Here is a 25513-nt window from a genome sequence, read left to right as displayed (position 1 = left end):
AGAACGAGTGAAACGTTATATTCTTCCAGAAAAAAGAAAACGGCCCAAAAGTAGGACCGTTCGAATTTCAAAAACTCGGTACACCATTAAGTCAAAGCATGCTTAACTGAATGGTGTTAGCAACATGTGCGGGTTTTTTTAAAGAGTTAAAGAGCTAATTACTTAGCAGCTTTTTTCTCTTTTTCTGCAGCGATTACTGTATCAGCAACGTTTTGCGGACATGCAGCGTAGTGTGAGAACTCCATAGAGAACTGACCACGACCAGATGTCATTGTACGTAGTGTACCGATGTAACCGAACATTTCTGATAACGGTACGTCAGCTTTAATACGGCTGCCTGTTAAACCAGCTTCTTGGTCTTTCATCATACCACGACGACGGTTAAGGTCACCGATTACGTCACCAACGTGATCTTCTGGAGTGAACACGTCAACATTCATGATTGGCTCAAGAAGTTGTGCGCCCGCTTTAGGGATCGATTGACGGAAAGCGCCTTTAGCAGCGATTTCGAACGCGATTGCAGATGAATCCACGGCATGGAAACCACCGTCGAAAAGTTCAATTTCAACGTCAAGTACAGGGAAGCCAGCTAGAACACCAGTACCCATCATTGACTTGAAGCCTTTCTCAACTGCAGGCCAGAATTCTTTAGGTACGTTACCACCAACAACTGATGATTTAAACGTGAAACCTGAAGCAACTTCGCCTGGCTTGATGCGGTAGTCGATTTTACCGAACTGACCAGAACCACCAGATTGTTTCTTATGCGTGTAGCTATCTTCAATTTCTTTAGTGATAGTTTCACGGTAAGCAACTTGTGGTTGACCAACAATAAGGTCTACGCCGTAAGTACGCTTAAGAATATCTACTTTGATATCTAAGTGAAGCTCACCCATACCTTTAAGGATAGTCTCGCCTGAATCTTCATCAGTCTCAACTTGGAAAGATGGATCTTCTGCAACCATTTTACCGATAGCAACACCCATTTTCTCATTACCGCCTTTATCTTTAGGCTGTACAGCAATCGAGATTACTGGAGTTGGGAATACCATTGGCTCAAGTGTTACTGGGTGCTTAGGATCACATAATGTGTGACCAGTTTGCACGTTTTTCATGCCTACGATAGCAATGATGTCACCAGCTTGTGCGCTAGTTAATTCGTTACGATCATCTGCTTGCATCTCAACCATACGGCCAACACGCTCAGTTTTACCAGTAAACGAGTTAAGGATAGTGTCACCCTTGTTTAGTTTACCTGAGTAAATACGTACGAATGTTAATGCACCAAAACGGTCATCCATTATTTTGAATGCTAACGCTTTGAAAGGCTCGTCAGTAGATACTACTGCGAACTCGCCATTTTCGTTACCTTCTTCATCCATAAGAGGTTGAGGATCAACTTCTGTAGGACATGGTAAGTAATCAACAACAGCGTCAAGAATAAGCTGCATACCTTTGTTCTTAAACGCAGAACCACAGTATGTTGGGAAGAAAGCAAGGTCACGAGTACCTTTACGGATACAACGTTTGATGTCTTCTAAAGAAGGTGCTTCACCTTCCATGTAAGCTTCAAGTAGTGCATCGTCTTGCTCAAGGGCAGTTTCAACAAGCATTTCATAATACTCGTCAGTTTTATCTACCATGTCTGCAGGAACGTCTGTGATTTCGTAGTTTTCAGGAAGACCAGTGTCATCCCAAACGTATGCTTTTTTAGTTAAAACATCTACAACACCAACAAACTCATCTTCAATACCAATTGGTAAAGTCATGATTAGTGGAGTTGCGCCAAGTACTTTACGTACTTGCTCAGTTACACGGTAAAAATCAGCACCCATACGGTCTAATTTATTTACGAAGATAATACGTGCAACTTCTGAATCATTAGCATAACGCCAGTTAGTTTCTGATTGTGGTTCAACACCACCAGAACCACAGAACACACCGATGCCGCCATCTAGTACTTTAAGTGAACGGTAAACTTCAACTGTGAAGTCAACGTGTCCAGGAGTATCGATAACGTTAAAGCGGTGATCTTTCCAGAAACAGCTTACAGCCGCAGACTGAATAGTAATACCGCGCTCAGCTTCTTGTTCCATGAAGTCAGTAGTAGATTCACCATCATGAACCTCACCAGTTTTATGGATTTGACCAGTAAGCTTTAGGATACGCTCAGTAGTCGTGGTCTTACCCGCATCAACGTGCGCGAAAATACCAATGTTTCTGTACTTCGATAAATCTGCCATTAATTTTGCTCTTAATAAAGTCGATAAATTATTCCGCAGGAGTATAACATCACTTAAAGCGAACATCACCATACAAGCCGCTTAAAATGCAATCAATTCAACATATTTTTTTTATCGTCAGTATCTATTAAATATCAAACATAACAAAAAAAACGTAAGGCATTGAAATAGATGGAATTTAACATTTAAGCCTTAGGTACAAAAAGTTACTTCGCTATTTTATAGCAACGTTCAGGGCGGCCAATACTGCCATAACTTTGATCCGCTGTTAACTTACTGATTCAAGCAAATACTCCGAGTAACGGCGTGCTGTAGAGCGACTAACACCGACCAAGTCACCCATTTGCTGAGCGGTAAATGCGGTGGTTGCGTGCTTTATAAAAGCATAGTGTATTTTGCAAAGTAAAATGTGTGCCGAGCAATAAGACAAATAGCAAAGCTATTTTTAGAGATAATTAAATACCTTTATGCTTTCATTGTATTTATAACCTATGCATATAAATAATAAGCTAAATTGAGCTGAACTTATTCATTATCATAATTATAGATATAAATATGTGGATGGATTCAATTAACATCTCATTGTCAAAAAAGCCTAAATTTGGTACATTATTCCTTCAATAGTATTTATAAAAACAACTATAAGACCCTACAATGAAATGGAACTTCCTTCGACTCAGCTCTTGGCTAATTGCACTTACCTTATTAATTTCCTCTCATAGTATTTTTGCGCAGCAATATAAAATAGATAAACCAGCTAATTGGGTTAATACACATATTATTGAGCAACCCAAGCATTCCGACATAACCAAGGTACGTGACGGCACACTTTATTTGTTACTCGATAACCAATCCTATATACCGAGCAGACAAAAACAGCAACGCTATACGCGTTTGGTTATGAAAGCTTTAAATCAAAGTGGTGTTGATTATATAAGCCAGCTTAATCTTGATTTTGATCCAAGTTATGAGTCGCTAACACTAAACAGCTTAACGATTATTAGAAATAATGAGCGTATTGATAAGCTTGGCAGCGCGAGAATGACGGTTATACAAGGTGAATCTGAGTTAGCTGATCGTATTTATAATGGTAGCTTATCACTCAACATTATTATTGATGATATGCGCAGTGGCGACATACTTGATTACAGCTACACAGTGGCAGGTAGCAACCCTATATATGCTAATAAATTTAGTACAAGACGCACGCTAAACTGGTCGGTACCCGTAGTGCAACAAAATATGCGTGTACTTTGGGGTAAACAAACGCCTTTACATATTAATACAATAAACGGCACAGCAGATATTCAAGAAACGCTTAACAAATATGGCAAAGATTATTCTATAACTCTTTTTGAAGAACCCTTACTCGAGCAAAATTCTCAAACCCCAACGTGGTACGACCCATATACACAAGTTTACTTTTCTGAGTTTGACGATTGGGGTCAGGTAGTTAACTGGGCATATCCACTTTATCAATCAGCCATAGAAACCCCAAACAGCATTTTGGATGTAGCTGAAGAAATAAAAGCAAAACACACAAAAACATCAGACAAAATTGCAGCAGCACTGCGCTTTAGCCAAGACGAAGTTCGATATTTAGGGCTTGAAATGGGCACTAACTCGCATCAACCAACGTCAGCTTCAGAAACGCTTTCGCTACGATATGGCGATTGCAAAGATAAAACAGTACTGCTTATCTCGTTATTAAAAGCGATGGATATAGAGGCCTTCCCTGCGCTAGTTGATACAGAGGAAACCAAACGTTTAAAAGAACTTCCACCTTCTGCAAGTGTATTTAATCACGTAATTGTTACGCTTAAACAAAACGGAAAACGCTACTGGCTCGATCCTACGGTTAGCTACCAACGAGGTACTCTCGAATATTTAGCACAGCCTGATTATGGCTATGCCCTAATTATTGATAAAGGTGAAACCACTTTAACTTCAATGGCGCAAAAACCTGTACATACAAATGTATCTGTAGAAGATAACTTTTTTATTGCTGAAAAAGTATCTGAGCCATCACGTTTTGAAACCCAGTACACTTATGCTGAATTTGAAGCTATTAACCGAAGAAGCAATATAGCCAGCAGTGGTCTAAATAGCGTTGCTAAATCTTACTTCGAGTATTACCAAGGCTTTTTAAAGGGTCTATCAATCAATGAAGCAATGACTATTAGTGAACAAGAACAAAAGGGTAAACTAATAACCAAAGAATCGTATTTAATTAGTGAATTTTGGGAAAAAACAGACGAAGGCTACGAAGCTAGTTTTTACGCGAATGAAATACAAAATAGCGTTTACGAACCAAAGCAGGTAAATCGCACCGACCCACTCTACTTTGGCTACCCCAATATAATTAACACCACAATAAAACTACATTTTGCAGAAAAAGGTTGGGGATTTGATAGCGATCAACAAGAAATTGATAACGACTACTTCAATCTAAAAACAACTACTGAATTTAATGATAACGTTTTAACACTGAGTTATGACTATTACGCAAAACAAGATCATATTAAAGCCGCTCAAATAGATGATTATTTAGCACAGCGTAAAAAGTTAATATCAGCAACCCATTACCCTATTCTAAAATACGCGGAAACGACCGAAACACCTCAAACAACAGCTGATGTGCTAGATAGCTTTGGTTATAGCTGGCTTAAGTATGTGTTGGCTGGCTATATTTTAGTACTCATATTCTTTTTCGCCGATTGGCGATTAGAGTCAGCAAAAAAAGTGAAATTTGAAGATAGTCCATTTTATGCAGTATCTGTAAGTAAGTTTATTATTTACAGTATTTTAAGTTTAGGCATATTTGTTAACTACTGGAGTTATCGTAACTTTAAAGCCATTAAAGAGCGCGATAACTCAAGTATTATGCCTATTGCTCGAGGTATATTTGCATTTTTATGGTATTACCCTTTGTATCTCGCACTTGCAGAGCACAGCCAACAACAGTTAAACAAAAATAGAGTAATGCCTAACTGGACTGCCTTAACACTCTGGCTAATGGTACTCGCCAGCGCCTTTGCTTATCGTATGGACGAATACGCAACCATAGTGATTTGTATAATGCCATTTTTATGGTTGCCTCTAGTTAGTTACATTGAACAAACCGATACAAGTAAAGAAGCCCTACATTACAACTCGTACTGGCGAATTAGACAGTATTTAATCTCGCTTGCGTTTGCACCTCTATTATTTTTAGGCGTACTTCAAGAAGTAAATATTTTACCCAATGCCGCAATTATAAAAGGCGATAGTTTATGGTCTTACCAAGTACACTTTTTAAAACGTAATCGCCTAACACCTGAAAACGAAGAAATACTTTATTTTTATAGCGATGCAGTATTTGATTACCGAGAAGACGGTAACGGAATAACCGAGAACTATATTTTTAGTTACTACAAAAACGATGACGGCAGGCTTGAATCGGATCTTAGTCACTTTAAAGACATAGAAAAAATAGAAACCACCTATGGTAAAACCAAACTTGATAACACAAGCATTAAAGTAATAAAAACTGACGGTAGTGATTTCTTGCTCATTGTAGGGCGTCTAAACAAGCAGGATAAAGTACTAGTGGAGCAGATTAATTTACGTATAACAGTAAATAAAGTGCGTTAGTGGCTTAAAATATCCAATTAAGTACGAATATTTTTAGCTACTAATTAAAGGCTGTTGATCTTTGGGGGCTAAGACTTTACAAGAGACTATTTGATTTTATATCAAAGCAGTCGCTGTCTTGGAAGGCGATAAAATCATTCCTAGCTTGAATTTATTTTAACTTTGAAAGGTCAATACTTTTATAATAAAAATTCATATCAAATTATTTAATAAGTATTAAAAATCTATTCTTAATTGCTTAACCAAGATAAGCATTTTTATGAAATGGCAGTGCTAACTAGCCGATTTATATATGAATAAAAAACAAGCACCACAATAATAAGAATTATTTGCATTTAGGTGTTGACAGACAGTTAGATCTAACTGATAATCAATATCAACAAGACGGATTGCATACCACTTGTTAAGGAATGAATTGATTTGTTTCTCGACCCTGAAACAACGTGTGGCGCACGTAAACAGCTATGGTTACTTGTTATGAACCGCAACGCCCCTTGATGTTGATGATGAGTAACCGCCCTACTATTTTACTTGCTACATTGCTCATATCGGTGACGGTAGATATGAAACTAAAAAAGCCCTTACGGGCTTTTTTTATGTCTGTAATTTAGTAAAACTAAATCACTTTAATTAAATAACCTGAACTCAGGTTAAATATTAACGACGGTTTTTACGAGCTCGCGCTCGGCGTTGAAGCTTTTCTTCTTCTTTAGCTTGTTTTTTAGCTTCTGCAGCGGCACGCAAACCAGCAACCATTACTTCTTCTTCCTCACGCATTTGCGGAGTTTCCATAGTAATACGGCCAATAATACCGTCGCGTAATTCGTTGATTAGTATTTCAGACATTTTGTACGTGTCTATTTGGTTGCCACCACGAATACAACCACGTTTTTTACCCGCCATCTCAACAAACTCCCAATCACTTTCAGGAAGTTCGGCAATCTTATAACGCGCTTTTAAAAGCTCTGGGTATGCACGTAATAAATATTCAGCGGTATAGCTAGCTACTTCTTCATACTCAAGCGCCGTATCACGAATGGCACCGGTAGCGCCTAAGCGATAACCAGAGTTTTCATTTTCTACTTTTGGCCAAAGCATACCTGGCGTATCGTAAAGCATAATACCGTCTTCAAGCTTAATGCGTTGCTGCGCTTTAGTTACCGCAGGTTCATTACCTGTTTTTGCAACTATACGCCCAGCTAGTACATTAATTAACGTAGATTTACCCACGTTAGGAATACCCATTATCATGGCTTTAATTTGCTTATCGGCACCCACTTTATGCGGCACTAACTTTTTACAAAGTTCGTTAATACGATGCACTTCAGCCGCTTTATCATGTCCAAAAGAAATAGCTTTAACGCCATTTTCTTGCTCAAAATAATCTTTCCAGATTTGAGTCATTTTAGGATCAGCTAAATCAGCTTTGTTCATAATTTTGATGACCGGCTTACCTTCACGCAAGGTTGCCACCATCGGGTTTTCACTACTGTAGGGAATGCGCGCATCAAGCACTTCAATGATCACATCCATTTGTGGCATTATTTCTTTAATTTCATTGCGGGCTTTATTCATATGCCCAGGGAACCACTGGATAGCCATTTTTAACTCCTAACGTATAATTAACCGCTATTTTAACTGGCAATTCATTTAATTGCGCTATACTGACGCAAATTTTTTCAGATTAGTTGTTATGGCTCTTAAATCCACCATTATGAAAGTGCAGTTATCGCTTAGCGATATGGACCGCCACGTTTATCAAGATTTTAATTTAACCTTGGCTCAACACCCATCAGAAACCGATCAGCGGTTGATGATTCGCTTACTCGCTTTTGCGCTAAATAGCTGTGATGGTTTAGAATTTACTAAAGGGCTAAGTGCTGATGATGAACCTGAACTTTGGCATGTAAGCTATAGTGAAGAGATAGAGCTGTGGGTTGAGCTTGGCTTACCAGATGAAAAACGCCTCAAAAAAGCCTGTAATAAATCTAAAAAAGTGGTGCTATATACTTACGGTGAAAACAATCAAGCAATTTGGTGGCAAAAACACCAACCTAAATTGTATGAATTTAAAAATCTAAGTATTTTTAGCCTTGATTATGCAGCAACACAAGCACTTGCTGCTTTGGTTGATCGTGGAATTAAGCTCGCCATTACCATTCAAGATGGTGAAGTATGGGTAAATACAGATACAACCAATATTGAAATAAAACCACAGCAATTAATGTAACTAAGATAGATTATACCAATTGCATTAAATTAGTTATCTATTATAGCGACAAGGAAATAAGTCGATAACAAGGCGAAAATTATGACATATAGTTGTTCTATATAAATAATTTTTAACGCAGGTAGCGGATTATTTAATACGCTAGAATGATCATGTTTTTAATAAAATTGGTATTAGGGAGCATATGAAAGTTAAACACGTTATTGTTTTACATGGCTTGTATATGTCTGGCTTTGTTATGCGCCCACTTTGTTCACGACTTGAAGAATCGGGGATGACGGTATTAAACATTACCTATAATACGCTCGACCCTCACCGCGACACCATATTTGCACAAATTGATGAGTGTATTTCTAACGAACCGGCAGCGCTTGTATGCCACTCAATGGGAGGGCTTATTGCACGTGCTTACCTAGAGGCAAACTCCCCTGCTAGCCAGAATGTTACGAAGGTAATTACACTGGGTACTCCACATAAAGGCAGCCATATAGCGCAAAAAATGAAGCAAAAAGGGTTTGAATCATTTTTAAAAAATAGTGTTGAATTTTTACTCACTAAAAATGGTAATTGGCCTTTTAAAGCTAAGCTTTACAGTATTGCGGGCGATTTACCTATTGGGCTTATGCCCTTAATAGTCAAAGGTAGCCAGTCAGATGGCACTGTACTACTCGATGAAACCAAACTTAAAGGTATGGCCGAACATAAAGTGTTTCATTTAAGCCATACCAGTATGATTTACTCGCGCCAAGTACTCGATTACATTTTAAAGTGCTTAAACGAGAAAGATTAATCCTCAGCATTGGCTGCTATTTTATAACTAATTAAAAATACCACTGCCAATATAAGCGGAATCGGCGCCGCAATGTAGCCAAAAAAATCTGAGTTCGCAAAGCTTGCACCCGCTAAGTGCGCTACTAACCCAAGTACAAATGCGATGACTGCAATTCCTACCACTATTAACTCTGCTTTATTTTGTTTTGCTGTTTTTGCATGCATGTTATCTCTCCTAATTATTTCGACAACATTATTATGCGCCGTTAGGGTGGATGATTTTTGACCTGCATCAATAAAAAAATAGCTAAGTTATTACCTTGAATAAAGTTTGTTTTAGATCATGATTTATATACTTTTGAGGTTTATTTACTTTTGAGGGGTAGTATTTTTATTAATCAGACCCACTTCTATTAATAGTCTAAAGTGAATATAGGTATCAAAAACAGCTAATAGGTTAAAACTATTAACTAGATATATTTAAACGATTTCACTAAACAATAAAAATCCGCGATACTTATTACAAGTTCACAAACAAACGGTTATTCAGGAGCAAGTTATGTCACATGTAAACGCAATTGGTCTAAACAGTGCAAAAAGCGAAGACATCATAAAGTCACTCAATACATTATTGAGTAGCTACCAGATTCAATACATGAACGCGCGTGGTTTTCACTGGAATATTAAAGGCCGTAACTTTTTTGAACTACACGTTAAGTTTGAAGAGATTTATAACTTACTACTTCTTAAAGTAGATGAAGTTGCAGAACGTATTTTAACGTTAGATGGCGCACCACTACATGCATTTTCTGATTACCTTGAAGTAAGTAAAATTAAAGAAGCTAAAGGTATTAGTGATGGTGTTACAGCCGTAGAGAACCTACTTGCTGGTTACAGTACATTAATTCACATGCAGCGTGATATTTTAACTCAAGCTGGTGATGCAGACGATGAAGGTACAGCCTCACTAATGAGCGATTACATTTCAGAGCAAGAGAAACTGGTTTGGATGCTAAAGGCTTACTTAGACTAAGCTAGCAAAAAAAAAGCCCTCAATGAAGAAGGCCACAAATAGGGATAAATCGTTAAATAACTTAGCGATTCGGTTACTATATTAACCACCTCCCCATACTAAACAACGCCCCTGTTACCAGTGGCGTTGTTTTTGGTTTAAGTGGGTACAATGCTTATATACCACCATAAGTAGCACATTAGTTTCATATCATTGAATAAATGTAATATATATTCAATTTTAGTCTTTTTCAGCCTAGTAGCTTCGTGAGTAAGAATCTTATCAGGATTTTCGCCACATATTTTTATCTAATAAAAGTCTATTTACTCTGAATAGATGAAGCCATAATAAATACTAATTTATGGCTTATTTTCTTCTGAATTTATAGTAAAAATTAATTTTGGCTACACTATTAGATATTCTGTTATGGCCTAAATAAAGTAATTTAATTAAAAGGTAGGGTCGTAGCATGCGGTTATTTAGATGGGTAATTTTTGGTGCACTCAATTAAATAGTCTAACTTACTAAAGTAATCACTTTTGAATGACAGCTTGTATAAATAGGGGCGAGTTGATCGCCCCTATCAAAATAATCAAAAGCAGGGGGGATTTGACGTTAAGCACCTTTCCTTACTTAAGATGCACAACGTAAATCTAGCTAATTATTTTAGTGAGCTATGCTCACTAAAATTAAAAGTTAATACTAAAATTAGCAAAAAAACGTCGACCGACAGCATCATAAATAGCTTCATTACCACCACTAGCAGAAATATATGCTGGAGGTAACTTATCAGTTACATTGCGAAGGCCAAAATCTACACGTGCATTATCAAGTACGTTATAACTTGCTGAGATGTCATGCGTTATAATAGAACCGACGTAACCAGGCTGTAAATCCTCTTCAATATCACCGTCTGGTGATAAATCAAAGCGCGCTGAGCGGTCTGTATAACGAGTAGTCCAGTTAAGTGTAAGGTCGTTGTACTTGTATACAGCAGAAAAGCGAGCCTGCCACTCTGGGTCTCCAACTTCCCCGTCTTCAACATTTACTGTATCAGGAAGATTTTGGAATTCAAAAACATCAAGCTCAAGCAGGTGATTTACAAATAAGTTAAACTTCAAATCACCTTCTAATGAATAATCAGTAAGGCTCATATCATAATCAAAATCAGCTTCAATACCTCTTGTTGTTATTGATGCTGCATTTAAATATCCAGAACGAACTAGTGCAATATCATTAGTACCTGAATCACGATCAACTTGCGAACAGAACGCAGCATCTGGCCCACCTGCAGCATCAACACAGTTATCAATCACGCTTTGCGCTGCGATAAAAGAAATTGCGTCTTCAATTTCAATATCATAGTAATCAACTGTTAATGAAAAGTTTTCAAAAAAGCTTGGTGTCCAAACAATTCCTGCTGTTAATGACGTTGACGTTTCAGATTCTAAATTAGGGTTACCACCACTAATAAGATCTACACTTACGTTATCGTTAGCTTGAAAACCTGAATCTATATTTAGTGCTGCGCAGTTAGCTACACGATTTGGATTATCGTTAATGCGATCAGCATCACAAGGGTCTGCTATATTAGCAAAGCCTGGTGATTGTGGATCAAATGCTTCAGTAATATTCGGTGCACGAACAGCTTGGCCATAGGTACCACGTATACGAACATCATCAATAGGGCGATACAATAAACCAACTTTCCACGCATCAGCGTTACCTGCATGAGAATAATCAGCTGTTCTGTAAGCTGCATCAAGAGTTAACTCTTTTGCAAATGCTACATCAGTTAATAGAGGTAAGTTGATTTCAATAAATGCTTCGGTTACATCAAACTCACCGTATGCATCAGGTGTAGCCGCGTTTGATAAGAATCCAGCTTTTGTAAACTCATCAGTAATGCTTTCTGAAGTTTCTTCTCTGTATTCAAAACCGGTAGCCAAACCAATTGCGCCGCCCTGAAGCTCAAAAAACTCACCTGTATCAAACGTTATACTGCCGCCAATAAATTCTTGGGTAATTGTATCTGTACGAGTAACATCTGCTGATACATAATCTTTAGCAGCTGCTGAGGCTTGATCAAAGCCAAATGCATTGTATGGAGTACAAGCGCCACCATTTACACTAGCAGGATCACTATAACCTTCACCTTGTAAGCTAGGTACCTGACTTCGACATGCAGCTTCACCTGTAGCAGGATCAATCACGGCATCAAGTGCAGCAACCAAATTATCTGGAATTAAATCATTAAGCGTTTTTCGGCGATTATCTGTTTGGCCGTAAACATAATAAAAATCATAATCAACGTCCGTCTCACTTAAAGTGAAGTTCCCTTTAAGCCCAGTTACAACACGAAATAACTCACGTTTATTATCTGCGCTCCGGTTTCCTAGCTCACCAAAAAATTTAGACATTTCAACGCTAGTAGTACCTTCACTAAGCAGCTGCTGGCGAAGGTTGCTATCTAAATATGGATTATCTTCAACATCAATGAAAATACCACCGAATTCAAAAGATGGCTGAAATTGCTGCTCAACTTCAGTGCGCACAAATTTAAAGTCACTATAAAATGTATGATTATCTGTAAGGTTATAATTTAATGTAGAACCAAGTGTTAACTTTTCAAGCTCTGGTAATACATTTTCATAATCTTGTGTATTAGCACAAAATTCACAACCATCAGGGAAATTACCAAAAGCAAAGCTACCGCTTGCTTCCCGTGCTGGCATTAACTCAGCTCTACCACCATTATTAAAAGTATAGATACTTCCACTATCGCCAAATGGATTAATTACACCATTTTCACTTATTCTTTCAGAAAGCACATTAGGCACTGTTAAACGATCTGGAATACCATCATTTTCACCAGTATTTAATGGGTTATCTACTGTGCCATAAGCATTTGTTTGCCGTAAATCATTGGCTAAAACCTGGCGTACTCTGTCTTGGCCTGCGAAGAATGTTATATTACCTTTACCACCAGCAATATCTGTCCCAGCTACAACACTAAAGCTATGGTTTTCAGTACCTACACCCTCTGTTGAATTACCAACTGATGCATTAAATTGTAAACCATCAAAATTATCTTTCAAAATAACATTAATAACACCCGATACAGCATCAGAGCCATAAATAGCAGATGCACCACCTGTGATAATTTCAATTCTTTCTATCAGTGCTGAAGGTATCGTATTTAAATCGACTTGTGATGAACCTGGTGCACCCGCTACATGGCGCTTACCATTTACTAGAACAAGTGTTCTTGCGGCCCCTAAACGTCTTAAATCAGCAGAGCTAACGCCTGCTGCCGCATTACTGTCATTATTGCCAACTAATGTATCTGTTGCGCCTATCGACGGTAACTCAGCCAAGATACTGCCCAAATCAGGGGTGCCGCCTTTTGCGATATCTTCGGCTGTAATTGTTACAATAGGTGCTGGTTGAGAAAGCTTCGCTTTGCTGATACGAGAACCTGTAACTTGTACACGTTCTATTTTAGTAATTTCGTCATCTTCTGCAGCAACACCTTGAAATGAAAAGCTTGCAAGTATCGCGCTGCTTAGCGCAACTGTTAACGACGATTTTTTAAATAATCGCGCGCTACCTTTGTTAGTTAATGTCATATAATTCCCCTGAATTGTTATTTTTGTAACTAAATAGTTACTTCGCGGATTACAGTAAGGGGATTTATTTAAACCCTCTACGGGCATTATTTATTAGGCGTAATCTTTGGTATGAATAGCTAGTTTGATGGGATGAATTAGTACGTCACAATTATTTTATAAATATATTGTACTTTTCATAACAGTTTTTCCGCTAAGCACGGTCTTTATTATTATATACAGCAAGAGATATAAAATAATGGTCGCTTCTTTTCATGCATTAACTTTTGTTAGTAACACTAAGTTTGCAACATTTTTAACAAAGCGCGTGCAAGAGCACCGACACTTTGAATCTCAATCTTTTATTCAGGCAAACAGGTTAGATCAGATAGATACAGATCAATACAACGTACTGTTTTACGAACTAACTAATCTGGCTGACCCTATGCAAATAGTGCATTTAACGGAGCTCGCTAAAAAGCTTAAGTTAGTCATTATTGCCCAGTCGGGTCATTTTGCGAGTTTTGCTTTTGAAGTTGGCGCTGTTGATTTTTTAATAGTAGATTCAACTGCACCACGTATTGATAAATGCTTTGATAAACTGATTCACCTTTGCCCGATTGCAAGCGCGGCCGAGCGTAAATATCAACAAAGCACACAAACCGAAAAACCATCATCACATATCGTAGTTAAAGATGTAGGTAAGGTAAGGCTAATTGATATAAAAGATATTATTTGGATTAATGGTGCTGGCAATTATGTAGAGCTACATTTTACACAAGGTAGTACACCGGTATTACACCGCGAAACCATGAAAAATATTGAACAGCAGCTAGAGCCAGAAGGGTTTATTCGTATTCATCGCTCAACGCTGGTAAGAAAACAAGCTATCTGCGAACTGATGCCTACTGACAGTGGCGATTATAAAGTCAGACTTAAAAACGATATGTGCTTAAACCTTTCAAGGCGCTATAAAGGGTGTTTAGAGAGTATTATAAGCCCTCTTCAGTAGCGGTTTATAATACTCATATTAATTACCAGTTCTGTTTTATATAACTATCACTTGGATGCACTAATAAATAGCTTTCAGTATCTTTATAAAAATTAACTTCTACATCGCTATTTTTCCATACTTTTTCAAACATGTTTTTAGCTATGATATTAATGTTTATATAGTCAACTCGTTGATAGCCACGTTCTTTTACACCCGCAAAATAGGCCTCTAACGAATCAAGACTATCTAAAGTTAACAGTTCAAACTCTTTTAAGTTAACAATCACAAACTTAATTGTATTTTCAGGGTGAGTGCTCAATTCTTGAATAACACCATTAGTTAATGATGTTATACCTTCATTGTTAAAGCTCCCCTTCAATTTTAAATACATATGAGGGGGCTGTGAACAAATCTGAAATTCGCCATGTGCTCCAAACATAAATTACCTTATATATATCAACTTCTATATATAGAGTAATACAATTTTCCGATTTTGCAGTTAATTTAACAGCGCAATAAAAAAGGCCATTTCGAGGGCTTTTTCTTCTAAGCTTTTAAAACGACCTGATGCACCGCCATGACCTGCATCCATATCGGTTTTAAATACTAAAATATTACTGTCTGTTTTAAGTTCACGCATTTTTGCAACCCACTTCATAGGCTCCCAATACTGCACTTGTGAGTCATGAAGACCAGTAGTAACGAGTATGTTCGGGTAGTTTTGTGCGCTAATATTGTCATAAGGCGAGTAAGCTTCTATCACATCATAAAATTGAGGCTCATTTGGATTACCCCATTCATCGTATTCATTTGTTGTGAGTGGAATACTTTCATCAAGCATTGTGGTTAATACGTCTAAAAATGGTACATGACAGCCAACACCGCAATATAACTCTGGTGCCTGGTTTACAACCGCCCCCATTAATAGGCCACCGGCACTGCCGCCTGAGGCAAACACCTTATTGCTATCACAATAACCTTGATCAACAAGCGCTTTTGTCACATCAATAAAGTCACTAAAGCTATTTTGTTTATGCTCTTTTTTACCTTGCTCATACCATTCGCGGCCTAGCATTTCAGAGCCCCGAACATGCGCAATAACATAAACAAAGCCACGATCGAGTAAGCTCAGTGACGAACTAGAAAAGCTAGGATCAATCGTATAACCATAGGCGCCATAGCCGTATTGAAATAACGGATTTGTGCCATCTTTTTTAAAGCTGTCTTTTCGATAAACAACAGATACAGGTACTTTAACTCCGTCGCGAGCAGTTACCATTAATCGCTCTGACTGATAGTCATCGGCATTAAAACTACCGAGTACTTTTTGCTGTTTAAGCAGTGTTTTTTCGCCAGTTGCTAAATCAACATCATATAAAGAGCCTGGTGTTGTTAAACTTGAGTAATAAATACGCGCAGTCCGTGTGTCTGGCTCTGGGTTCATTGCTATTGCAGCATAATAACAAGGATCGGCAAACTCAAGTGCCATACGATTCCCTTGCCTATTAACAACTACGAATCGAGCTTGCCCTTGCTCGCGTTCACTCAATACTAAAAAGTCATTAAATAACTCTACACCTTCAAGCAGTACATTTTCTCTGTGAGCTGTATGCTCAAACCATTGTGTTTTATCAGCAATCGTTTCGTTTGTTGCTGTCATTAATCTAAAGTTTTTAGCTTGCCAGTTAGTCACAATATAAAATGTGTCACCTAGCTTATCTACGTCAAACTCGTGGCCATCTTCACGCGGCATTAATGCTTTAAATTCGTCAGTGGGCTTATTAGCATCAAGCACCCATGTGTCGTTGCTTTCTGTCGATGCTAAATCAATAATAATTAAGCTTTCGTCGCGGCTTTTACCAAGCCCCATAAAAAAGCTGCTGTCTTGCTCTTCGTAAACCATTACATCTTGGCTTTGCTCGCTACCAAGCTCATGCCTAAATACTTGGTATCCTAATAACGTTTTTAAATCTTTTTTTACATAAAAAACTGTTTTGTTATCGTTCGCCCAAACAACTTGTCCTTCTGTATTTTCAAGTACGTCGGGTAGCATTTCATCTGCCGCTAAGCTTTTAAAGCGAACATTATAAATACGACGGCCTTCAGTATCTTCAGAGTAAGCCATAAGCTGCTCGCATGGGCTTAGTGCGACTTCTCCTAGCTCAAAAAACTCAAATCCCTCAGCTAATATATTCACATCGAGTAAAAGCTCTTTATTATCAGCCTTTATGCTCGTGCTTCTATAATGGCGAGAGTACTCATCATCACCACGAACTTCTGAGTGATACCAGTATTTCCCGTCTTTAACGGGTACCGAGTTATCGTCTTTTACAATGCGTGCTTTTAACTCTTCAAAAAGTGTATTTTGGAGTGGCTTCATTGCAGCTAACTGTTCATCGCAATATGCATTTTCAGCATGTAAATGTGCAAGTACTTGCTCATCCTGACGATCGTCATCACGCATCCAATAGTAATTATCAGTGCGTATTTTATTATGAGTACTTAATGTATGGGCTTGCTGTTTAGCAATCGGGAAATTAGGTAATAAACTTAAAGAGTAGTCAGGACGAGACACAACAAAACCAATTAAAAAAATAATGTGATTTGCAGTTTATCATAAAAATAAAAAAGCCCATCCAATAGTTGGATGGGCTAAAACGGTAAACGCTTCATTACTAAAACAGCTATACCTTTGGGAAGATAATTCACTTAAGCCTTATATTTGCTGCCAAGCCATAGCCCAACTTTGTCCAACACCGGGCTCGAACATAAACTTTTTATCGTCACTCGCGCGGCAAAACTCATTAAATGGCCAAGGCTTACATTGATAAACATGCCCTGTTTTTGGCTGCAATACCTTTGTACCCGCATTATAGTTTTCACAATTTTCAGGGTACACGTAATCATAAGTATCAAGGTTATTAACAACACGCTCATCGCATTTTGCAATACAATGAAAATCGACATACGCTTTACATATCCCACTGCTTTGCAAAGCAAAAATTTCATTGTTTCTATAGGCAACAATTAAACCTTGTTCGGTCATTTTACCTGCGCTAACAAGGGGTACATGCACGTTAATATGATCGGCAACTAAACGTGGCCATGCGTGAGGTTCACCTTGTTCAAGCGAGGTGATTTTGTAATCAAATGATAAACTAACTAGCTCTCCTTGCATGTCATAAAAGGTTACACTCACCACATCGCCAATAAACAATTGGGTATGATGATTTAAGCAACCTATTGTTGACCACTTTCCACAGGCCAACGACGTATGCATAAACACGGCAACACCTTAAGAGTTACAAAATCTTATCCATACACTATGGATACACAAAAAATACACTGAGGGCAAGTGATACATAACAACACGTTATGCAGTAGTCCCGCTACCATAGCTTTATAAAAAGCCTTAGACCGGAAACTTTGCGCCCTAATCTTTCGATTAGTTTGCCAGCAATGCGGCGATTATAATTCGGCCCCGCATAACAATCAAACAAAAGAATGTAACCAAAAACAAAAACCAACCCTTTAGGTTGGTTTAATGTATTTTTAACTAAATAAATAAGTTAAAGGTTCTTTTGCCCACGTAAATATCAGCAACACCAATAAAGATATAAATATTAGCCACGCAGGCCAAGACGCTTTTGTTACTTTAGCCTCAGAGTCATCCGCTTTTAACTCTTTTGAGCCTGTGATCATCGCCTTAACTAGTGGCTTACCTTTTATTCTATAAACAATAATAGCTAATACATGTAAACCAATAGCATAAAGTAAAATGTCAAAATTCAGCTCATGTAGCCAATTTGCAAAATCAATCGTATTGCTAGACACATATTGAGCAAGCGGGCCGTCAGTTAAAATGCCATCACTACTCATTAACCCGGTAATAAGCTGCGTAATTATAATTATAAAAAATACCATTACCATACAACTGCCAGGTGCTGAATGACCTAGCGAGTCGCTTGGTGTCTTTAGTGCCTTTAAAATAGCACGAGGAGAATGTAGTAACGCACTTAACCTTGCGGTTTTACTACCAATAACCCCCCATATTAAACGTGTTACGATAAGCGCTAAAGTAAAAAAGCCAGCAACAAAATGAAGCTCAATCATGCCCTCTTCAATACTAAAATAAAGCACCGCAATACTTACAACCAAAAACCAATGAAAGCATCTAATAAACCCATCCCACACTTTTAACGTCGTCATTGCGCCTATCCTTAAAAAAACAGTATTATCTAATTCGTTAACTACTTTAACATCATAATATTAAGGTATCCTTATGAGCCATTCTACAAGCCGTGCGAGTAAATATCATGCAACCAGTTAAAAAAGCTATTTTAAAAGGCTTTTTAGATATGCTACCTCTGTGTTTAGCCGTTGTTCCTTGGGGTATTTTATGTGGTTCTTTAGCGATTCAAAATGGCTTTAGTGCACTAGAAACCCAAGCAATGTCGTTATTAGTCTTTGCAGGCTCTGCACAGCTTGTTGCAATTGAACTTATAGCGGGCAACACACCATTGCTCACAATTTTATTCACAACATTTATTATTAGCTCTCGGCACTTTTTATACGGTTTAGCTGTGCGTCATAAGGTAATTGACCAACCTATGCGTTGGCGCTTACCAGTAAGTTTTGTATTAACTGATGAGCTATTTGCATTTTCTCACCATAGAAAAGCATACAGAACAAAAACACGTTTAATATACGCATTGAGCGCTGGTTTTAGCTTTTATATTGCATGGAATATTTGGACGTTAATTGGCATTGTAGCAGGCACAATGCTGCCCGACTTAACTAATTTAGGGCTCGACTTTGCCATTGCTGCCACGTTTATAGCTTTGGTTATTCCGGGAATTAAAAACCTAGCCTCACTCGTTACGGTAATTGTAGCAGGCATTAGCGCAACGCTTTTAAAAAGCACAGGATTTGAGTTATGGCTTGTTTGCTCAGCGCTGCTGGCAATGGCCGCAGGTTACAGCACAGCAAGACTAACCACTAAAAAGGAAGTAACGCCATGATGACGACTATTTTACTCATGGCGTGCATTACATTTTTTACGCGTTATTTGTTTTTACACCGTGCTTTACCGTTTAAAGTAGGCCCTAAAATGCAGCAATTTTTAAGCTTTAGCGCACCTGCAGTGCTTACAGCAATTTGGGTGCCTATCGTGTTTTTGAATGAAGATGGCATTAACTTAAACTGGCAAAATCCTTATTTAAGCGCAGCAATAGTCGCCATTATTGTTGCCTACAAAACACATAATATTTATTACACTACGCTTGCCGGTATGGGGCTATTTCTAATTTTAAATTAGTGCGATCTTTATACTTTATGAAATATTGTACTCAGGTTAAAATGCGGCTAACAACAATAAAAAGACGCCAATATGCACAAATTCCATCAATTAAGCGCAACAAGCTTGCAGGGTCAACCTATCAACTTTAATGATTTTAAAGGGAAGGTTGTGCTTATTGTTAATACCGCAAGTAAATGTGGATTTACCTACCAATACGAGTCGCTTCAAGCTTTGCATAATAAGTATGCCAGCCAAGGTTTAGTTATTCTGGGATTTCCGTGCAATCAATTTGGTCAACAAGAACCCGGCGACGCAACACAAATAGAGCAAGGGTGCTTAATTAATTTTGGTGTGAGCTTTTTAATGGCGGCCAAAGTAGATGTAAACGGTGAGCATGCACATCCTGTATTTCGTCACTTGAAATCGGCTTTACCTGGTTTTTTAACACGTAAAATAAAGTGGAATTTTACTAAATTTTTAATTGCCGCAGATGGTACACCAATTAAACGTTATGCACCTTTTACTAAACCCGAAAAGCTAGAACTTACAATTCAAAAAGCATTAGCACAGGCTAAAAGTACGCTTTGAAAAGTAATAAAGAGGCGCAAGGCCTCTTTATTGCCAATACTATTGAAACTTAAACATACGCATAACTGCACATTTAAACTCCCAATATTAATTGGTATTTTATTTATACTAGTGAAATTTAATCGGTGTAATCGCTTAAATCGTCTTCGCCTAGATTTTTACGCAAGCGTTTTTGCTCAAGGTAGTCTTCCAACTTCTTTTTAACCTTTTGCTTGTTCTTATCGTGTTGATTACGTCCGAGCATTTCGTACTCGTCTTCAACAAAATCGTCATCTAGCGCATCGTAACTAAATGTCTTACCCACAACCCACTCCATAAAGTGTTTGAGACCAACCAAGGATTTTATTATCGCAATAGCCGGTAAAATTAAAAATGTTTAATGCCAAAGTGCACTGCAAATTAACATCAAAATAAAGCCACGCGACTACTGTAAATAGTCTTCATGTCAGTAATGTGAATAAATAGCGCTAAATTTGAATTGAGGAAAGTGAGAGTTTTTTATCGTATCGATAAATAAAATTTATTAATTTTTATTAGTTAGCCAATTTGACTAAAAAATAGTTATTTATTAATTATTTTGACTTGCTAAAAAATAAAGAAAAACACTTAATCAATTGTTTTTTATGGAAAAATAAAACTGGCATCAAACTTGTTATTAATTAATCGTCATCAACAAAAAGTAGAGAACAAACATGAAAAAATTACTATTAGTTAGCGCATTAATTTGTACGCCAGCCGCTATGGCTCATAACGACAACGATTCTGCAATTTCATTTAGTAACGATGAATGTAACGTCGAATTTAAAAACGATGTACGTATTAAACCAAACGAATTAGAAATTTTTACTGCCAATAATAAAACTATGCAATTTAATGCCCATGGTGACTTAACCGTAAATGGCGAGCTTGTAGCGCTTAATAGCTCACAACGCGAAGCACTGAATAAGTACTCTGACAGCTTACGCACTCAATTACCTGAAGTAGCTAACATAGCGCTTGAGGGTGTTAAAATTGCCGGTGTGGCATTAGAAGAAGTAGGCAGTGCATTTAATATTGACGGTCTTGATAATATGTCTGAGCTTATGGACGACATTAAAATTGAGGTAGAAAACACATTTTACCAGCAAGGTACATTTGTAATGGGCCAACAAAGTTTTAATCAATTTGGCGAAAACTTTGAACAACAATTTGAGCAGCAGATAGAAACAGCGGTTGAATCAGCAGTAATGCAATCAATGGGCAGTATTTTAGTGGCTTTAGGTTCTGAGTTACTTGGTTCAGGCGGCGATATGGATGCCTTTGAACAGCGCATGGAAAATATGGGTGCACAAATAGAAGAAAAAGTAGGGCTACATGCAAGCGCACTTGAAGAGAGAGCTAACTCTTTATGTGAAAACTTTGCTGATATTGCAAAACAAGAAGAGCAATTAGTAATGCAAGTGCCAGAGCTTAAAGGTTACCAGTTATTTAGCTTTAAACAGAATTAGTACAGCAAACGTTATTTAACATCCCTTTGGCAGCACTTAAGTTTACTTAAATGCTGCTTTTTTGTGTTTCCCAAACTTATACCAACCTGCATAAATCTTTGATCAATTTAACGAATTAAATTGCACTATAACTTCGTTAAAAATTTTTTATTTAGAACAACTAGATACAAAAACTTTTGCCTAGTTCTAGCGTAATTTTCTTAACGTTAAATAGACCCCATATATAAGCAGATTGGTATTACTTTTTAGCTAATAAAGTGAGCTTGCCCAATGTAACTATTGCTTGCTCTATCTGCTCGCTCCACGGCACACCATAACTTAACCTTACGCAGCTTTTATACTTATTAGAGGCTGAAAAAATAAGCCCAGGGGTAATACTAATACCAACCTCAAGAGCAAGTAAAAATAATTTTTGGCTATCGTATTCGCCTCCCAAATCTAGCCACATTACACAGCCTCCTTTTGGATCGCTTATACGTGTATTTTTTGGCATAGCTTGTTGTAAACACCATCGCATACGCTCTTTGTTATCGCGCAGGCGCTGCCTGAGTACCTTTAAGTTACGGTCGTACTCGCCGCTGGCAATAAATTCTGATAACGCCCATTGGTTTATTAACGAAGCGGAGCAACTTAGTGCTCGTTTATATCGCCGCGCTTGTGTTGCAAATTTACCGGCAACGACCCAACCCACACGATAGCTAGGCGCTGCGGTTTTAGAAAAAGATGAGCAACTGATCACTAATCCTTTTTTAGAGTACGCTAAAGCAGGTGTGCCTCGTTTTGCCGTAAAATATAAATCGCCGTATACGTCATCTTCAATAAGCACTACGTCGTGGCTTTCGAGTAACTCCACCAGCTGCTGCCTGTTTGTATCTGGCATAAAGCTGCCTACAGGGTTGCTAATTGCTGTCGAGAATAAACACGCTTTTATGTCATGCTCATTCAAAGCGCGCTCCAAATCACTTAACCAAATGCCATTATCTGGGCACAGTGGTATTTCGAGCGCTTTAAGCCCTAAGCTTTCTATTAGCTCTATAATCCCGTGATAACAAGGTGTCTCAATAGCCACTACATCGCCTGGCTTTGTTACACACTTAAGCGCAATAGCCATGGCCTCTTGCGCACCATTGGTGATCACAAGCTCGTCCATATCAATGCCAATACCAAAATCTAAATAGCGATGCACTAATTGCTTTTTCAGCGGTACAAACCCATCTGTTGGGCCATAGTTTATGGCTTTACTGCCCGCAATTGTCATTACGCGGCGCATGTTTCTGGCGAGTGCTTTATCGGTAGGTGCTGCGGCAATTGGGTTAGCTATACCAAAAGGGACTACGTTCGCTTGATGAATCGCGCTGTACACCTGCTCTATTAAGGCTTGTTTATTTACCACAACAGGTTCGCGACTTAATTTAACTCGCTTAGGTAAATTATGCGCCATGCTAACGACTTTTAAAAAATATCCTGATTTTTCACGCGCCTCTACCAACCCTTGATCTTCAAGTGACTGGTAAGCCTGTTTTACAGTGGGGATACTTATGCTTAAGTTATCTGCCATTTTACGCAGTGATGGAAGTTTTTCGCCGGGGAGTAAAACTTGTTGAGCGCTCATATCTCTAATCAACTGAATAACTTGCTGATATAAAAACTCATGCCCTTGGCTATTTTTTTGTCTTATCATCACACACCAAATCTGTATAGGTTACATTTTTACTTTTCTGTATATGGTAAGTATACAGATAGGTCTTAAAATAGCCATTCAACCGGGCTTTGGAGACTAACCATGAAAAGTGCAGCGCTATACATTACAACCGTTTTAATTTGGGGCTCAACTTGGTTAGCCATAGAGTTTCAGTTAGGTGATATTGCGGTAGAGTTATCGTTATTTTATCGCTTTGCTATTGCAGCGCTTTTAATGTGGTTATATGTAGCGTACAAAAAACCCGACATGCGATTTAAGTTACTGGATCATGGCTTTTTTGTTTTATTAGCCATTTGTAATTTTGGATTAAATTATTTAATGCTTTACTGGGCACAAAATCACCTTACCTCAGCCATGACCTCTATTGCCTTTTCAATGCTGCTGGTTATGAACATAGTCAATACTCGGTTATTTTTTGGTAAGCCAATCTCAAAACGAATTTATACAGGTGCTGTACTCGCTGTATTAGGTATTACGTGTCTGTTTTGGCCACAGTTACAGCAGTTCGACTTGAGTAATGGTGCATTGGTCGGGTTACTACTTGCCCTTGGTGGCACCTTTGTGGCTTCATTAGGAAATATGGTAAGCGTTCGTAATTCTCGTAAACAAATTGGTGTATTGCAAGGCAATGCATGGGGCATGTTATACAGCGCTATAGGCTTGGCTTTATATGTATTAATGAACGATGTGCAATTTAGTTTAAACGCTCCACCAAGTTACTGGCTATCACTACTTTATCTATCAATATTTGGCACTGTAATCGCTTTTGGTTGCTACTTTGCTCTACTTAGAAATATAGGCCCTGAAAAAGCCAGCTACGTTATTGTTTTATTCCCACTAGTGGCAGTAACACTGAGTAGCTTTTTTGAAGGCTTTGAATGGCACGCAAATACCTTTGCAGGATTTAGCCTAGTGCTATTAGGTAACGCCATTGTGCTTACCCCAACAAAACGAATTAACGCCTTTTTAGCTAATAGAGCAATGGCTAAAAGTGGCTCCGTCCCCAGTTAGACGCGTTATTAACGCAACTAACGTAAAAGCGCCTACCCTACTGTAGGCGCTTTTTTATTGGCATATGAAAAAGTAAAGCCTGCCCATGTACACTAATAACGGCAGGAGTTTTACCTACCAGTTCACCATCTGCTTCAATCAATAACCCTTCAGTTTTTATGGAAGCTGTATTTAAGCGACTGTAGTTAAGGTTTTTTATATGCTGATGGCGCTTAAAAAACAACTTCATAAAGCTTATTACGTTATAAAAAAGCCCACCCGATCGCATTTGATAACACTCAAGCAGCCCATCAGTTAAATCTGCTTTTGGCGCTATTTCTAGACCACCACCAAAGTACTTATGATTAGCAAATACGGTAATTAAATTTTTATACTGCCTAACATCGTTATTAAACGTACCTTGTAACTGCTGAGCTTGATAATAAAATAGCTCCTTAATGCTCGTCCAACTGTAATCAAAAGATGAAAAACTAGCTTTAGCATTAATCGCTTTAACTACATGAGCATCAAACCCTACCCCTGCAATATTAATAAAATAGCGACTATTAATTTTTCCTACATCAATTGCTGTCGGTGTATTAAATAATGCCTTTCGCCAATCATCTTCTTTGCAACTAAACCCTCTCGAGAAATCATTACCTGTACCGCAAGGCAATAATGCTAACGTACAGCTACTCCCTATTAACGCATTAACCGCCAAGCTCAATGTACCGTCTCCGCCAAGTACAACTACTTTGGTAAATTTACTCAGTAGCAACCTTATTTGAGCGCAGTCATTGTTAAAGTTTCCTGTTGTAGTAAACATACAATAAGAAAAACTGCGTTTTTTACAGATGCTTTTAAGCCACATTAGTGATTTTTCATTCTGTTTTTTTGTACTTGGTTTAATAATTATTAGTAGTGACAAGCTTTTGTTTCCAACAATGTATTTGAGA

At 38.0% G+C, this 25513-nt stretch carries 22 protein-coding genes, 1 pseudogene and 1 riboswitch; of the genes and pseudogenes, 10 read left to right on the top strand and 13 right to left on the bottom strand.

What is annotated here, in order from left to right; genetic code table 11:
- Window positions 1–158: 158 nt before the first annotated feature.
- A complete protein-coding gene (gene fusA, locus I6F45_RS19150; protein ID WP_024593825.1) occupies window positions 159–2243 on the bottom strand; it encodes an elongation factor G in 2085 nt (694 codons plus the stop codon).
- 206 nt (window positions 2244–2449) lie between these two features.
- Window positions 2450–2652 (bottom strand): annotated as a pseudogene (locus I6F45_RS21465) (two-component system response regulator); the annotation flags it as partial.
- Window positions 2653–2897: 245 nt separating this feature from the next.
- Between I6F45_RS21465 and I6F45_RS19145 the strand changes: the two are divergent.
- Window positions 2898–5876: a DUF3857 domain-containing transglutaminase family protein gene (locus I6F45_RS19145; RefSeq protein WP_165741343.1), complete on the top strand. Its 2979-nt coding sequence runs from the start codon at window positions 2898–2900 to the stop codon at window positions 5874–5876.
- A gap of 273 nt (window positions 5877–6149) precedes the next feature.
- Here the strand turns inward: I6F45_RS19145 and I6F45_RS21630 are convergent, their stop codons facing one another.
- On the bottom strand, window positions 6150–6296 hold the full coding sequence (locus I6F45_RS21630) for a hypothetical protein (RefSeq protein ID WP_409074715.1): 147 nt from the start codon (window positions 6294–6296) through the stop codon (window positions 6150–6152).
- A gap of 237 nt (window positions 6297–6533) precedes the next feature.
- A complete protein-coding gene (gene ylqF / locus I6F45_RS19140) occupies window positions 6534–7478 on the bottom strand; it encodes a ribosome biogenesis GTPase YlqF (protein WP_010554855.1) in 945 nt (314 codons plus the stop codon).
- 91 nt (window positions 7479–7569) lie between these two features.
- Between ylqF and I6F45_RS19135 the strand changes: the two genes are divergently transcribed.
- On the top strand, window positions 7570–8106 hold the full coding sequence (locus I6F45_RS19135; RefSeq protein ID WP_165729128.1) for a YaeQ family protein: 537 nt from the start codon (window positions 7570–7572) through the stop codon (window positions 8104–8106).
- Window positions 8107–8290: 184 nt separating this feature from the next.
- Window positions 8291–8896: an alpha/beta fold hydrolase gene (locus tag I6F45_RS19130; protein ID WP_010554854.1), complete on the top strand. Its 606-nt coding sequence runs from the start codon at window positions 8291–8293 to the stop codon at window positions 8894–8896.
- Here I6F45_RS19130 and I6F45_RS19125 read toward each other — a convergent pair.
- On the bottom strand, window positions 8893–9102 hold the full coding sequence (locus I6F45_RS19125; protein WP_007579816.1) for a hypothetical protein: 210 nt from the start codon (window positions 9100–9102) through the stop codon (window positions 8893–8895). The genes I6F45_RS19130 and I6F45_RS19125 overlap by 4 nt on opposite strands.
- Window positions 9103–9436: 334 nt before the next feature.
- Here I6F45_RS19125 and I6F45_RS19120 point away from each other — a divergent pair, with 334 nt between their 5' ends.
- A complete protein-coding gene (locus I6F45_RS19120; protein ID WP_165726624.1) occupies window positions 9437–9910 on the top strand; it encodes a Dps family protein in 474 nt (157 codons plus the stop codon).
- A 668-nt stretch (window positions 9911–10578) separates the two neighbouring features.
- Here I6F45_RS19120 and I6F45_RS19115 read toward each other — a convergent pair.
- The gene (locus I6F45_RS19115; RefSeq protein ID WP_165729129.1) at window positions 10579–13518 is read right to left on the bottom strand and encodes a TonB-dependent receptor domain-containing protein; all 2940 of its coding nucleotides are present in this window, start codon (window positions 13516–13518) and stop codon (window positions 10579–10581) included.
- A gap of 238 nt (window positions 13519–13756) precedes the next feature.
- On the opposite strand from I6F45_RS19115, the gene I6F45_RS19110 reads away from it, so the two are divergent.
- Window positions 13757–14509: a LytR/AlgR family response regulator transcription factor gene (locus I6F45_RS19110; protein WP_165741075.1), complete on the top strand. Its 753-nt coding sequence runs from the start codon at window positions 13757–13759 to the stop codon at window positions 14507–14509.
- A 22-nt stretch (window positions 14510–14531) separates the two neighbouring features.
- Here I6F45_RS19110 and I6F45_RS19105 read toward each other — a convergent pair whose 3' ends face one another.
- From I6F45_RS19105 to I6F45_RS19090, 4 genes are all read right to left on the bottom strand, one after another.
- Window positions 14532–14930 (bottom strand): hypothetical protein, encoded by a 399-nt coding sequence (locus I6F45_RS19105; protein ID WP_007579808.1) that lies wholly within the window; start codon window positions 14928–14930, stop codon window positions 14532–14534.
- A 60-nt stretch (window positions 14931–14990) separates the two neighbouring features.
- Complete coding sequence (locus tag I6F45_RS19100; protein ID WP_197161698.1) at window positions 14991–17066, bottom strand: S9 family peptidase; 2076 nt, start codon at window positions 17064–17066, stop codon at window positions 14991–14993.
- A 141-nt stretch (window positions 17067–17207) separates the two neighbouring features.
- Window positions 17208–17771 carry a chitin-binding protein gene (locus I6F45_RS19095; RefSeq protein WP_197161695.1) on the bottom strand — a complete coding sequence of 188 codons (564 nt, stop codon included), beginning with the start codon at window positions 17769–17771 and terminating at the stop codon, window positions 17208–17210.
- Between the two features lie 96 nt (window positions 17772–17867).
- Window positions 17868–17956: riboswitch (cyclic di-GMP riboswitch) on the bottom strand.
- Window positions 17957–18043: 87 nt separating this feature from the next.
- Window positions 18044–18700, bottom strand: a complete 657-nt coding sequence (locus I6F45_RS19090; protein WP_197161692.1) for a cytochrome b/b6 domain-containing protein — start codon at window positions 18698–18700, stop codon at window positions 18044–18046.
- 107 nt (window positions 18701–18807) lie between these two features.
- Between I6F45_RS19090 and I6F45_RS19085 the strand changes: the two genes are divergently transcribed.
- The 3 genes from I6F45_RS19085 to I6F45_RS19075 all read left to right on the top strand — a co-directional run bounded on the left by I6F45_RS19085 (window position 18808) and on the right by I6F45_RS19075 (window position 20378).
- Window positions 18808–19512, top strand: coding sequence for an AzlC family ABC transporter permease (locus I6F45_RS19085; RefSeq protein ID WP_101216223.1), 705 nt, complete (start codon window positions 18808–18810; stop codon window positions 19510–19512).
- Entirely contained in the window at window positions 19509–19808 is a 300-nt protein-coding gene (locus I6F45_RS19080) for an AzlD domain-containing protein (protein ID WP_004335020.1), read from the top strand. The genes I6F45_RS19085 and I6F45_RS19080 overlap by 4 nt, the downstream gene beginning before the upstream one ends.
- 72 nt (window positions 19809–19880) lie before the next feature.
- Window positions 19881–20378 (top strand): glutathione peroxidase, encoded by a 498-nt coding sequence (locus I6F45_RS19075; RefSeq protein WP_197161689.1) that lies wholly within the window; start codon window positions 19881–19883, stop codon window positions 20376–20378.
- A 118-nt stretch (window positions 20379–20496) separates the two neighbouring features.
- Here I6F45_RS19075 and I6F45_RS19070 read toward each other — a convergent pair whose 3' ends face one another.
- Window positions 20497–20682, bottom strand: coding sequence for a PA3496 family putative envelope integrity protein (locus I6F45_RS19070; RefSeq protein ID WP_007579801.1), 186 nt, complete (start codon window positions 20680–20682; stop codon window positions 20497–20499).
- 388 nt (window positions 20683–21070) lie between these two features.
- On the opposite strand from I6F45_RS19070, the gene I6F45_RS19065 reads away from it, so the two are divergent.
- Window positions 21071–21865, top strand: coding sequence for a YggN family protein (locus I6F45_RS19065; protein ID WP_197161686.1), 795 nt, complete (start codon window positions 21071–21073; stop codon window positions 21863–21865).
- A gap of 238 nt (window positions 21866–22103) precedes the next feature.
- Here I6F45_RS19065 and I6F45_RS19060 read toward each other — a convergent pair whose 3' ends face one another.
- A complete protein-coding gene (locus I6F45_RS19060; protein WP_010554843.1) occupies window positions 22104–23546 on the bottom strand; it encodes an aminotransferase-like domain-containing protein in 1443 nt (480 codons plus the stop codon).
- Between the two features lie 102 nt (window positions 23547–23648).
- Here I6F45_RS19060 and I6F45_RS19055 point away from each other — a divergent pair, with 102 nt between their 5' ends.
- Complete coding sequence (locus I6F45_RS19055; protein WP_007579798.1) at window positions 23649–24578, top strand: DMT family transporter; 930 nt, start codon at window positions 23649–23651, stop codon at window positions 24576–24578.
- Between the two features lie 37 nt (window positions 24579–24615).
- Here I6F45_RS19055 and I6F45_RS19050 read toward each other — a convergent pair whose 3' ends face one another.
- Window positions 24616–25485 carry a diacylglycerol/lipid kinase family protein gene (locus tag I6F45_RS19050; protein ID WP_197161684.1) on the bottom strand — a complete coding sequence of 290 codons (870 nt, stop codon included), beginning with the start codon at window positions 25483–25485 and terminating at the stop codon, window positions 24616–24618.
- Window positions 25486–25513 lie beyond the last annotated feature (28 nt).

It is taken from the genome of Pseudoalteromonas sp. SWYJZ19, from assembly GCF_015864375.1.
In the GTDB taxonomy this organism is placed as follows: Bacteria; Pseudomonadota; Gammaproteobacteria; order Enterobacterales; family Alteromonadaceae; genus Pseudoalteromonas; species Pseudoalteromonas arctica.
The sequence above is the reverse complement of the archived record's forward strand: the minus strand, read 5'-3'. Positions and strand labels throughout refer to the sequence as shown.

Bases quoted from the DNA above. Each gene is read 5' to 3' on its own strand.
- fusA (WP_024593825.1), bottom strand. From the start codon at position 2,243: ATGGCAGATTTATCGAAGTACAGAAACATTGGTATTTTCGCGCACGTT.
- I6F45_RS19145 (WP_165741343.1), top strand. From the start codon at position 2,898: ATGAAATGGAACTTCCTTCGACTCAGCTCTTGGCTAATTGCACTTACC.
- ylqF (WP_010554855.1), bottom strand. From the start codon at position 7,478: ATGGCTATCCAGTGGTTCCCTGGGCATATGAATAAAGCCCGCAATGAA.
- I6F45_RS19135 (WP_165729128.1), top strand. From the start codon at position 7,570: ATGGCTCTTAAATCCACCATTATGAAAGTGCAGTTATCGCTTAGCGAT.
- I6F45_RS19130 (WP_010554854.1), top strand. From the start codon at position 8,291: ATGAAAGTTAAACACGTTATTGTTTTACATGGCTTGTATATGTCTGGC.
- I6F45_RS19125 (WP_007579816.1), bottom strand. From the start codon at position 9,102: ATGCATGCAAAAACAGCAAAACAAAATAAAGCAGAGTTAATAGTGGTA.
- I6F45_RS19120 (WP_165726624.1), top strand. From the start codon at position 9,437: ATGTCACATGTAAACGCAATTGGTCTAAACAGTGCAAAAAGCGAAGAC.
- I6F45_RS19115 (WP_165729129.1), bottom strand. From the start codon at position 13,518: ATGACATTAACTAACAAAGGTAGCGCGCGATTATTTAAAAAATCGTCG.
- I6F45_RS19110 (WP_165741075.1), top strand. From the start codon at position 13,757: ATGGTCGCTTCTTTTCATGCATTAACTTTTGTTAGTAACACTAAGTTT.
- I6F45_RS19105 (WP_007579808.1), bottom strand. From the start codon at position 14,930: ATGTTTGGAGCACATGGCGAATTTCAGATTTGTTCACAGCCCCCTCAT.
- I6F45_RS19095 (WP_197161695.1), bottom strand. From the start codon at position 17,771: ATGCATACGTCGTTGGCCTGTGGAAAGTGGTCAACAATAGGTTGCTTA.
- I6F45_RS19090 (WP_197161692.1), bottom strand. From the start codon at position 18,700: ATGACGACGTTAAAAGTGTGGGATGGGTTTATTAGATGCTTTCATTGG.
- I6F45_RS19085 (WP_101216223.1), top strand. From the start codon at position 18,808: ATGCAACCAGTTAAAAAAGCTATTTTAAAAGGCTTTTTAGATATGCTA.
- I6F45_RS19080 (WP_004335020.1), top strand. From the start codon at position 19,509: ATGATGACGACTATTTTACTCATGGCGTGCATTACATTTTTTACGCGT.
- I6F45_RS19075 (WP_197161689.1), top strand. From the start codon at position 19,881: ATGCACAAATTCCATCAATTAAGCGCAACAAGCTTGCAGGGTCAACCT.
- I6F45_RS19065 (WP_197161686.1), top strand. From the start codon at position 21,071: ATGAAAAAATTACTATTAGTTAGCGCATTAATTTGTACGCCAGCCGCT.
- I6F45_RS19060 (WP_010554843.1), bottom strand. From the start codon at position 23,546: ATGATAAGACAAAAAAATAGCCAAGGGCATGAGTTTTTATATCAGCAA.
- I6F45_RS19055 (WP_007579798.1), top strand. From the start codon at position 23,649: ATGAAAAGTGCAGCGCTATACATTACAACCGTTTTAATTTGGGGCTCA.